The sequence below is a fragment of the Ruegeria sp. AB8 genome, assembly GCF_056542605.1.
The window spans coordinates 1-10691 of the sequence record NZ_JBQGAB010000049.1 but is presented as its reverse complement, the minus strand read 5'-3'; the positions used below and the strand labels follow the sequence as shown (position 1 = coordinate 10691).

Annotated in this window: 12 protein-coding genes and 1 pseudogene; 10 read left to right on the top strand and 3 right to left on the bottom strand. The window is 51.3% G+C overall.

The window, feature by feature from the left end; genetic code table 11:
- Window positions 1-119 precede the first annotated feature (119 nt).
- From ACR0CG_RS23060 to ACR0CG_RS23040, 5 genes are all read left to right on the top strand, one after another.
- Complete coding sequence (locus ACR0CG_RS23060; protein WP_480527797.1) at window positions 120-2414, top strand: rhodanese-like domain-containing protein; 2295 nt, start codon at window positions 120-122, stop codon at window positions 2412-2414.
- Between the two features lie 177 nt (window positions 2415-2591).
- A complete protein-coding gene (locus ACR0CG_RS23055) occupies window positions 2592-2897 on the top strand; it encodes an antibiotic biosynthesis monooxygenase (RefSeq protein WP_480527796.1) in 306 nt (101 codons plus the stop codon).
- A 124-nt stretch (window positions 2898-3021) separates the two neighbouring features.
- Window positions 3022-3189, top strand: coding sequence for a hypothetical protein (locus ACR0CG_RS23050; RefSeq protein WP_480527794.1), 168 nt, complete (start codon window positions 3022-3024; stop codon window positions 3187-3189).
- Window positions 3182-3832, top strand: coding sequence for a tyrosine-type recombinase/integrase (locus tag ACR0CG_RS23045; RefSeq protein ID WP_480527792.1), 651 nt, complete (start codon window positions 3182-3184; stop codon window positions 3830-3832). Before ACR0CG_RS23050 ends, ACR0CG_RS23045 begins: the two co-directional genes overlap by 8 nt.
- Window positions 3829-4005 carry a hypothetical protein gene (locus ACR0CG_RS23040; RefSeq protein WP_170619915.1) on the top strand — a complete coding sequence of 59 codons (177 nt, stop codon included), beginning with the start codon at window positions 3829-3831 and terminating at the stop codon, window positions 4003-4005. Before ACR0CG_RS23045 ends, ACR0CG_RS23040 begins: the two co-directional genes overlap by 4 nt.
- A 182-nt stretch (window positions 4006-4187) precedes the next feature.
- Here ACR0CG_RS23040 and ACR0CG_RS23035 read toward each other — a convergent pair whose 3' ends face one another.
- Window positions 4188-4664, bottom strand: a complete 477-nt coding sequence (locus ACR0CG_RS23035) for a nucleoside deaminase (protein ID WP_480527790.1) — start codon at window positions 4662-4664, stop codon at window positions 4188-4190.
- A gap of 248 nt (window positions 4665-4912) precedes the next feature.
- On the opposite strand from ACR0CG_RS23035, the gene ACR0CG_RS23030 reads away from it, so the two are divergent.
- The gene (locus ACR0CG_RS23030; RefSeq protein WP_480527788.1) at window positions 4913-5899 is read left to right on the top strand and encodes a M14 family metallopeptidase; all 987 of its coding nucleotides are present in this window, start codon (window positions 4913-4915) and stop codon (window positions 5897-5899) included.
- Between the two features lie 438 nt (window positions 5900-6337).
- On the opposite strand, the gene ACR0CG_RS23025 is transcribed toward ACR0CG_RS23030, so the two are convergent.
- Together ACR0CG_RS23025 and ACR0CG_RS23020 are read right to left on the bottom strand one after the other, a co-directional pair.
- Window positions 6338-7804, bottom strand: coding sequence for a SpoIIE family protein phosphatase (locus ACR0CG_RS23025; RefSeq protein WP_480527786.1), 1467 nt, complete (start codon window positions 7802-7804; stop codon window positions 6338-6340).
- Window positions 7805-7829: 25 nt separating this feature from the next.
- A complete protein-coding gene (locus tag ACR0CG_RS23020) occupies window positions 7830-8207 on the bottom strand; it encodes a hypothetical protein (protein WP_480527785.1) in 378 nt (125 codons plus the stop codon).
- 120 nt (window positions 8208-8327) lie between these two features.
- On the opposite strand from ACR0CG_RS23020, the gene ACR0CG_RS23015 reads away from it, so the two are divergent.
- The 4 genes and pseudogenes from ACR0CG_RS23015 to ACR0CG_RS23000 form a co-directional block, all read left to right on the top strand.
- A complete protein-coding gene (locus tag ACR0CG_RS23015) occupies window positions 8328-8882 on the top strand; it encodes a SiaB family protein kinase (RefSeq protein ID WP_480527782.1) in 555 nt (184 codons plus the stop codon).
- A 9-nt stretch (window positions 8883-8891) separates the two neighbouring features.
- Entirely contained in the window at window positions 8892-9281 is a 390-nt protein-coding gene (locus ACR0CG_RS23010; RefSeq protein WP_170614902.1) for a DUF1987 domain-containing protein, read from the top strand.
- Entirely contained in the window at window positions 9278-10333 is a 1056-nt protein-coding gene (locus ACR0CG_RS23005) for an adenylate/guanylate cyclase domain-containing protein (protein WP_480527780.1), read from the top strand. Before ACR0CG_RS23010 ends, ACR0CG_RS23005 begins: the two co-directional genes overlap by 4 nt.
- A 242-nt stretch (window positions 10334-10575) precedes the next feature.
- Window positions 10576-10691 (top strand): annotated as a pseudogene (locus tag ACR0CG_RS23000) (IS5/IS1182 family transposase); the annotation flags it as partial.

Here is a 10691-nt window from a genome sequence, read left to right as displayed (position 1 = left end):
CTCATCTCCACTCCTTGGCGGTTACGATGAGCCAGAAACCCTCTCTTATCAAATCTACTTAAACTGTCCCATTGGTGCTGACGTCAGACATCTGCTATCCTCAAACTCGGAGGATTAGCATGGAGCGTAGGATTGCTGCCATTCTCGCCGCCGACATGGTTGCGTACTCGCGCCTGATGGAGGCCGACGAGACAGGTACCATTGAGCGACAAAAACGACACCGGATCGAACTCATCGACCCCAAGATAGACACCCATAAAGGTCATATAATAAAACTAACGGGGGACGGAATGATTGCCGAGTTCCCCAGTGTCGTAGAGGCAGTTCACTGTGCGGTTTCGATTCAAGAAGCCATGAAAACCCGAGAAGAGCATGTCCCTGAAGATCGCAAGATCCGCTATCGAGTTGCGGTCAACCTTGGCGATGTAGTCTTCGACGAGGGGGATATCTACGGAGACGGTGTCAACATCGCGGCTCGGCTGGAAGAATTGGCCGCACCGGGAGGAGTGGTCGTATCCGGCACAGCCTACGATCACCTCAAAGCGAACGTGGAAGTTGGTTATGAAGATCTAGGAGAAAAGAGAGTAAAAAACATATCCACTCCTGTCAGGGTGTATCGGGTGGTGCCGGGCGGGAAGCCGCTTGTTTCAAGCTCTGGAAATTTTCCAATCAAGGTAGGCATTTCAATGTCTGCGATCATCCTCTTGCTTGCACTAATGATTTGGCGACCATGGAAACCGGAATTCGATCCTGCCTCAGTTGATCAGATGGCCCTTCCTCTGCCGGACAAGCCTTCACTCGTGGTACTTCCGTTCGACGATTTTAGTGACAATCCAGAACACGCATTTTTTGCAGACGGGATCACCGAAGACCTGATCACGGACTTGAGCAAGCTGTCTGGCATTTTCGTAATTTCACGAAATTCAAGTTGGACTTACAAAGACAAGGCCGTGAAATCCCAGCAGGTCGCTGAAGAATTGGGGGTACAATACATCCTTGAAGGGAGCCTGCGCAGAGCGGGAGATCAAGTCCGTGTAAATGCACAGTTGATCGATGCCTTGAGCGGTCATCATATTTGGGCCGACCGATATGACAGTGATGTTCAGCAGGTTTTTGAACTTCAGGACAAGGTCCTAGAAGAAATAACATCTGCATTGGCGGTTCAATTGACAGCCAAAGAAAAACAGGAGTTTGGAACAACAGAAACTGAACATCCTGAAGCGTATGACTCGCTGCTGTACGGCCTTGAACTTCTGCGCAGTGGCAATTCTGATGACACCTTGAGCGCGATTTCCAGATTTGAAGACGCGATCGCAATCGATCCCGATTACCACAGGGCTTATGCTGCCTTAGCTGCGGCCCATTGGCGAATTGTTCAGAGTGTCTGGTTTCTGGCCATGAGTGGCGGGTTTGAACGGTCTTGGAAAGAAGTGGAAAGAAGCCTTGAAAAAGCGATGGAGGAACCATCGGCTTTAGCATATTCGGTTCAGGCAGAGATTCTTGTGGAGCAGGGCCGCCACGATGAGGCTTATAAGGAATTAGATAAAGCGTTGGCTTTGGCGCCAAATGACCCTGACATTCATCTCGTAAAAGCCAAGGTCCTTAACGCAACAGGGCGTGCGTCGGAAGCAGAAGCGGCGGTTCAGTATGCCTTGCGTTTTGACCCGCTTGAACCAACCCGTTATTTACGCGAACTGGGTGTTTCCCAGCTTCACCAAAAAAAATATGAGGACGTCGTGGTAACGATGCGACGCGTGCTCAAGCGCAATTCTGACATAGTGGCCGATATTACAACGTTAGTATCCGCGCTTGGTCACTTGGAGCGGCTAGAGGAAGTCCCTGATCTGATAAAGCAGTACGACGCTCTTGCCCTGCCGTCGTTTTATGATCCCTTCACGGCTGAAGAAAGCCTTATCTGGTGGTACGGTGACATGTACGGTTACGACCCGGATTATCGCCGACATTTGTATGAGGGCGTTTTGAAAGCCGGGGTACCACCCAGCACTGGTAATGACATTGATTACGATGATGTCGCAGACCAAATGAGACGTGATGAAGGTTTATATTACCCTAAATCAATCTCTCGTATTAATACTGAAGAAGCACATGCTCTTTGGGAACAAGGCGCAGCGAAATTCGTCGATGTGCGCGCAAAGTTGGATTTTAATGCCGGGCATATACCCAATTCCTTCAACTTCTCGCTGTTAGTTGGTCTGTCACGAGACGCGCTTTTGGAAATAGCGGAGCTTGATGACACTATGGTATTTAGCTGCCATGGGCCACATTGCCCATATTCTGCGTATGCTGCAATAAAGGCCCACCTCTGGGGCTTCGAGGATTCTCGGTACTATGCCGGTGGGTATCCAGATTGGGTCGAGCAAGGCCTTCCAATGGCAATCGTTGAAAACGATTAGCTCGTCGCTCGCCAACTACCCTTGGTTTCACTCTGAAAGAAGCCAGAAAAGTCGGCTGCGAGCTTCTGTTGGGCGTAGAGCAGACGTTCAGTTGGTACCGGTCGTTAAACGCAGAGAGCCAAAACGATCGTCTCAGTATGCTATTATTGTTAAGACCAAAAATCCGGAGGAACTCAAATGCTGCTCCGCCAGTTCCGATTGACCGTACACGAAGGCAAGGCCGTAGAATTTGAGACGATTTTTCGCGATCAAATACTGCCTCTTGTGAAAAGCCAGGATGGCTTGATCTGGGTGGCAGCCGGAAAGCCTTGGAGGGGCGACCCGAACGCATTCTGCATGACAATGCTCTGGCGCGATTTGGATTCGATAAAAAATTTCGCTGGCGACAATTGGCTCGAAGCGCGGATTGAGCGCGAGGAGCGAGATTTGATTGCCTCGGCCAGCATCGAGCACTTTGAGCTGCTAGGATCTGTGGGTCCCTGAAAGCTTTAGTAACGCTTTGTCCGCCTAACAGAAGCTCGTCCAGACTGATTGAACGTCCGCTCCCCCATCAAAACCGAGCAACCTCCTGCATCTAAATAGAGAAGCAACTGCAGGAGTTTGATCCATGAAGTACCTGTCTGCCCTCGGCGTTCTCGTCGGGGGTTTTCTTTTGCACCCACCGCCCAAGGCTGTCCTGACGACGATGCTCTGGGTGGTGTCTCGGTTCCATCCCGCAGTCTCGGCGCTGGTTCTGCTGGCGGTCCTCTGGACGTGGAGGTCCGACGATGACTGAGCTGAAACTGAACCCTGGTGACGTCGTGGTCGTCCGCGCCTTCGATGACATCCGGACGGTGCCGTTCGATCGGAAAGTGCGTCCTCAACCGTATGCGGTGCCGACTGACGATGAGGTCGTGCGGCTGCTGGGAGCCAAGGACCGGGACCTGCATTCCGTTCTGCTGACCTGCCTGTTGACAGGACTGCGCGCGGGGGAAGCGGTCGGGTTACTCCGGGAAGACCTCGTGGCCAAGGGCAATCTCGGGTGCTTCGTGCATGTTCAACCCAACGAACTGCGACTGCTGAAGACCGACGCGGCGGAGAGACTGGTTCCGGTTCACCCGGTGCTGGATGAGACGTTCCGCCAACTGCCTTCTTCTGGTCCTCTGTTTCCTGACCTGACCGTGGCGAACGTCACCAAGGGGTTCGCACGACTGAGACGGCGGTTGGATCTGGAACGACCGGGACTGGTGTTTCACTCGACCCGCAAGTGGTTCATTACCCAGTGCGAGCGAACGGGTGTCCCTGAGCACTTCACGGCATCTCTGGTTGGTCATCAATCGGCACGGTCGGAGAACGGGATCACTTACGGGATTTACTCGGCTGGGATCAGTGACGAGCAGCGTCGGTCCATCGTTGACCAGATACGGCTTCCGGTATGAGTTTCCCGGACATTGATGCGTTCGAGGAACGGGCTGCTATCGCTGAGTATGACGGAGGTTGCACCCGCAAGGCAGCGGAAGATCTGGCTGCTCGTGCTCAAGGGTTTCGTGATGCGGAAGCCTACTGGCAATGGCTGGCTGACTATGTCGTTAACCGTAGACCACCCTCATAAACAGAACCCCCGGCGGCCCTTAGCGGGTTGCCGGGGGATATCGGCTTTTCTTTCTTTTTTTACCGAAGTCGATGTTGGTCGTAGGTGACGGAATGAACGTAATGCGGACGTAGTGGACGTGGTTCCGGGACTCCCCACCTTTTTGATTATCAGCTTTTTTACTTTGATTGGAAGATGGCCTTCTATTGCCAAAAGCCCCTGTGCCCCTCGGCAACTTCATCCTCGATTTCAGAGAAGGGCCCACGGGTTTCAACGTGGCGCTGACCGACGCTGAAGACGGCCTCACAGGGCATATCCAGTGTCAGGTTTTCCTGATTGTCACCGGTCAAGATGGCCAAACGCTTTTCTGTCATTCCATAGACGACTGTTCCGATCCCAGCCCAATAGCAAGCTCCCGCGCACATGCAGCAAGGTTCTACCGAAGTGTATAGTGTACATTTTTCAAGGAATTCAGAATCATAAAGACGGCTCGCCTCTCGTGCGACATTCAATTCGGCATGGCCTACCCCCTTATAATCTTTGTAGTTGTTGCCGGAGCGGATGAGGACATCTCCGTTGGGATCAACCAGTGTCGCACCGAAAGGGTGATTGCCAGCCTGACGACTTTCTTTTGCAATCCGGATTGTCTCGCGTAAGTGCTGAAGGTCGAGTTCTCTCATATCGGTCTCCTGCGGATTGATTATCAACAGCGAAGATTTCTATTCGTGCCGCAATGTCAGTATAATCGTACTTATAATCGGGCCTCTACGGGCAGAGTGACTAAGTGTTTCGCTATGGGCTCAGTGCGGTCATCCAGAAGACTCTTTTTAACGACCGGTGTACGGACAAGCCCGACGTTCGCGCTTCGGGCATCCCGGCAAGAAAATGTACTCAATAGTTGTCTGAGCACGAGTTATGATCGGCCATTATGGACATCGATTATATCACGATAGAGTCGGACACACCCGGGCAAACGCTTTCACTACGTATCGTCAAGTTCCAAGGCTCAGAGGGTAACCCGTCCGTTTACATACAGGCCGCACTTCACGCCAATGAGATGCCAGGCGTTGTCGCAATTGACCGGCTGATCCCTCGCATTGCGGAAGCCGAAGGAAGTGGGCGCTTGGCCGGAAACGTTACGCTGGTACCCTACGCCAACCCGATTGGACTTGCTCAAGGCGTGTACGGAGAAACACTGGGACGCTTTGACCTCAACGGCAGAGTTAATTTCAACCGATCATTTCCAACCGGGACGTTGGAGGAAATGTCGTGCAAGCCCGCTGCTGATCGCCTGAAAGCAACCCTGATTGAAATGGCCGTAGCAGCGGATGTCGTGCTGGACCTTCATTGCGATGATGAGGGACCGATTTATCTTTACGTTCCTGAGCGTCAGCTGGACGAAGGTCTCCGCCTTGCCCGGGCAATGCAGGCGAGCGTTATTCTGACTGACGCCAATGATGATCCCGTTTCCTTCGATCTCGCCGTAGGGAGGCGATGGGCAGCAGAAAACCGCGAGGAAGACAAACGTTTCGCAGCGACAATAGAACTACGTGGAATGATGGATGTTACACCTGAATTGGCCCACCAGGACGCAGACGGTATTTACAGGTATTTGGTCGAACTTGGGGCCATTGTCGATGAGGTTGCTGACATCAATCCAAATGACCCGATTGTCGGTGATGTTGATGAAGCTGTTCTAATCTCGACGCCGGAGGCTGGTGCTGTTCTTTACGACGTTGATGTCGGTGATTGGGTCAAGGAAGGACAGCGACTTGCGGTAGTCGTCTCCGAACCAAGTACGAAAGGTCAAGAAATATTATCTCCTTTCGACGGGCAGGTAATGACACGGCGAGATCGACGGTTTGCTCGTGTGGGCGACGATGTCATCAAGGTTCTGCGTCATCCACTACCTTAGACCTTCGGTTTCTGTTGAAGATTGATGCACAAGAAGGGCTCCCATCAGTCATTCGCAGCACTAGGATCGAACGTCCACCCCCCCGAACCGCCAGCACCGGCGACCACCGTCAGCACCCGGGCTAGTCGTCAGCGGGTCAGCACGGAGCATTTCTAACAGTGAGCACGGGATATTTTCGACCGCCGGAGAGGCCGCTTACTGGCGCTTTAGGGACAGCTTACGAGACCGCTAACTGGCTCTGACGGCGTCCGTAAGACTGGACCGCTGACGACTAGCCCGGGTGCTGACGAGTGGTCGCCGGTGCTGGCGGCTTACACTATGAAAAAACCGACTTTTCCTCTCTCACCTGCAGGCCAAGCAGTCCTTTTTCGTCAGAAACTGGGCAGACCACAGTTTTTTCCCATAAGGAGCTACCCAGCTCACCTCATAAAAAGCACCCTAACTTGTGTTTTGCAACGGACGAAAAGCAATCACCGTCAAATCATCCATGCGCTCTTCATTCTTCCTGTAATCTTGGAAAGCATCTTCGATGGCCGCCAAAAGCTCTTCCGAGCTCGACCAACTGTCTTGCTTAACTATCGACATTAATCTTTGAACTCCAAAGGCTAAGCGCTTTTCGCCACCCAATTGGTCGATCAGGCCATCGGTAGAGATAATCAGATCAACAATTTGATCTAAGTGGATTACGTGCTCGATAAATTTTGGCCCTCTTGGGGTGTCCGCATACCCAATACTATGTTTATCACCTCGGATGCGATCAACGTTGTCCACCGACTTAACCAACAAAGACATGTGTGCCCCTGCGAACTTGGCTATCCCTTTGCTTGAGTCGATCTGGCAAATTGCTGCGTCCATACCGTCGTTTGAAGTCGAGTTTTCAGTGTCCTGGTTTAGGAGGGTGCGAGTTAAATCGCTCAGTTTCGATAAGGCCGAAGCGGGGCTGAGCCTGTCGTTTTCATAGTAAAGCCGCTCGAGAGTAGCGATCGCCAGCATGGTCATGAAGCCTCCTGGTACGCCGTGACCGGTACAGTCAATTACGGCAAGCGTCGAAATCTGTCCTTCCGACCTGATCCAGTAGATGTCCCCGCCGACCAAGTCGCGAGGTTCCCATTTGACCGCAAAATCGGCGAAGGCGCTCTGACACTGACTTGCAGTAGGCAACAACCCCTGCTGAATTCGCGTGGCATAGTTTACACTGTCGACGATCTGATGGTGCGCTTCACGGATCGCGTTGACGCGTTCGACCTCCCGCTCCAGCATTGAGTTGTAGCTTTGAACAACTTTACCAATCTCATCTTCTGACTGGTACGGGACCCTCTGCGGATCATCGTATAGTTCGAACTTTTCAATAGCTTTCAACATTTGACCGAGAGGTCTGTTGATAAGCCACAAAAATGCAGCAGCACCTGCTAATATCAGCGCAAGGCCTCCGAGAATTCCCAAAAGAACCACAACTCCAACTTCAGTCTGCAACTCATTGTTCAGAATCTCCTGATCAATTCGTGCCAACATCATTGTCGACCCTGCTGCTGTCGGGACGGAAACGACGATATCCAAACCGGTTTTTTTTATCCTGTCACAACCTATGGCAGGCCAGGAGGCCAAGGTTTTGGAGCTTTCCTCCAGCTTCTGTTCGGCGCAAATTACATAAGGAAAACCAGAATAGACGGCCAGCAGGCTCGTCGCTTGTGTAAAGTTTCGTGCTTCAACCAACTCAGCCAGCGGCCTCGCAATACGGTTTGCAATCGTTGCCATTTCCGCTGCGACCTGGTCCGTTTGAGCTTGTCTTTTGAAGTCATAATAAAAAAGAAGCACCACGGCATTAAATACACCCCCGATCAACAGGGTCGCGAGAATGTGCTTTAGGAAGATGCGGCGACTTAAGAAGGCCCTGAGACTACGCACTAAACGCCTCTACAGTGTTTGGCATCTAGTTCCCGATGTTCTTCATAGCGGCCTGAAGAGCACCACGATTATTGACGATCATCTGAACAACCTTGTAGTCCCCGGAAATTTCCCGCACCAGAAAGTCTGCGGTCACGGTGTCGCCACCTTCGGTTATCATTTCAGAGCAGACGAAGTAATCGCTTCCTGCCGGAATAACCATGGGATGAACATTTGCAGGGTATACGGTTTCAATCGCATTGGTTGTTGTGTCCAGATAAGTGTAAGCACCATCGACCATCACGCCATCGACATGGGCAATCATGGCGGATTGGAGCTTTGCTTTCACCTCGGTCGGAATGTCGGCCGCTACAGCCGGTCCAGACAAAAGTATAAGGGCGACCACACATATTAGCCTAATCATGCTAACCTCCCCGCTGATAAGCCTGCACAATTGATACCCTAAAAATGCATAAATGTGTATCTTATGATATCAAGACCTGGATTGAACTTGGTGCCGTCCAAGCATAATCAAGGAGAACAGATGCTTGCCAGCGAAGTCTACGAACTACGTGCTAACCTGCGAAAACAGGGCGTTGTTTTCGCCTACAGCGGTTATGTAACCGAGAGCATTCTTAGCGGCGTCGGCGATGCGTTAAAGCAGAAGCTGGTATCTGAAGATGCGGACACCAAAACGCTTCGCAGTGTATTCGCAGTCTTTGTGGAGCAGATGCAGAACATCATCAGATATTCCGTTGAAAGGTTGCCTGCTGACGGTGAAACAGCGGTACTGGACATAAGTTACGGCATACTGACCATCGGAAACGAAGCTGGCAGCTATGTCGTTCATGCGGGAAACCTGATCCTGTTGAACGATGTCGACACCATGCGGAACCGGCTATCAGAGCTCCGCGATATGAACCGAGAAGAACTAAAGGTCGCATACAAGGACCAACTCCGATCCGAAGCCGATAGTGTCAGCAACAGTGCGGGTATCGGGTTAATTGAAATTGCGCGTCGAGCGTCAAAGCCAATCGAGTTCGATTTTATGCGAGTTGATGACCAGCACGCATTCTTCGCGCTCAAAGCCACGGTTTAAGAGGGTAGAATGCAGAACATTAAAATCCCGGCGACAAACCGCACTCCGGCTGTGGCATTTGATTTTGATGCTGGTCACCTCAGGCTTATTGGAGAATCCTATCCAGAGGATGTTACGACCTTTTTCAATCCATTGTTTGATTCCCTAAAAAACTGGCTTTCCGAAGGTTCAAATACCGCCTGTCGTTTTGACTTTGAACTTATCTATTTCAACTCCTCCAGCGCTAAAGCTATCATGATGATAATGGAGCTTTTGGATTCCGCTGCAGAAATGGGAAAGAAAGTCGAAGTTTACTGGTTTCATGATCCTGAAGACGAAACCATGGAAGAGCTTGGCGAGGAGTTCGGAGAAGATCTTAAACACGCCAAGTTTTCGCTAAAAAAGTTGTCTGATCAATGACTATCGACGATCTTTTTGCCAAGGAGAGAGAAGCGTTGGAAGTCGCGGAAGCAACTTTGAGCAGCGGACAATTCCCAAATGAAGAGACGCGAAACTCAATAAAGAACCTCGTTGAAGAATACAGGAAACTGCTTCGGACGACACGACGAATGATGCGGTTGAGCGATCGCAATGAGCGGGAACTGAATGCATTGGCTGAAAAGCAGCGCATTGCGGCCGAAGAGGTAAACCGAAAAAACCAAGAGCTTGAAGCGTTGTCAGGGAAGCTTGCTAAGTACTTATCACCGCAAGTTTACAAATCGATCTTTTCCGGGCGCCAGGAAGTCAAACTCGCCAGCAAACGAAAAAAGCTGAGTGTGTTCTTCTCGGATGTGGCTGGATTCACGGAACTTACGGATCAGATGGAGTCTGAAGACTTAACGGAACTTCTGAACAGTTACCTGACCGAAATGGCAGCAGTCGCTTTGAGCTACGGCGCGACGATAGACAAGTTTATCGGTGACGCGATCCTTGTCTTCTTTGGTGACCCGGAGAGTAAAGGAGTGCGCGAAGATGCTTTGGCTTGCGTGAGAATGGCAATTGCGATGCGAGACAAGTTGGCTGAGTTGCAGGCTGAATGGAGGAGGCAAGGAATAAGACAACAGCTACAATGCCGTATTGGCATCAATACAGGCTTCTGCACGGTTGGAAATTTTGGAAGTGACGACCGTATGGATTACACCATCATTGGTGGTGCCGTGAACGTTGCCTCAAGGCTAGAGCATCAGGCAGAGGAAGGAGAGATTTACATCTCTTACGAAACCAGGGCGCACGTAAACCACGAAATAGAAACCGAAGAGGTCGGTGCAATCCAAGTCAAGGGCGTGGCTCAACCCGTAATGACCTACCGCGTCCTGGGCCAAATAAGATCGAGACCCCACCTAGAAAAAGTCTCTCATGAAAAGCCAAACTTTCGATTGGTTTTCGACCCGAACTTAATGACGTCAGAAGAACGGGCTGAGAACTCAGAAATCCTAAAGTCAGCGCTTGAATCTCTCCGTAAAAAAACTTGAGATTTGAAGGGCCAACGACTAGTGAACTTGGTTAACTTACCGCAATTGATCAGGGTCTCGGCTATTTATTAGACACTGTTACCCGGGTGCGCACAGCCTTCATCCGCCACCTACGACCAACATCGACTTCGCCAAAAAAGAAAGCAAAGCCGATATCCCCCGGCAACCCGCTAAGGGCCGCCGAGGGTTCTGTTTAAGAGGGTGGTCTTCGGTTAACGACATAGTCGGCCAACCACTGCCAGTACCTGAAGGCTCATCGCACGGCGTCCAGTTTGGGCGTCAAAAAAGGGGGCGTGGACGCCTGATCGGTCGCGCCAAGGGCGGCATGAACACCAAGTTGCATGCCATCTGCGACAGC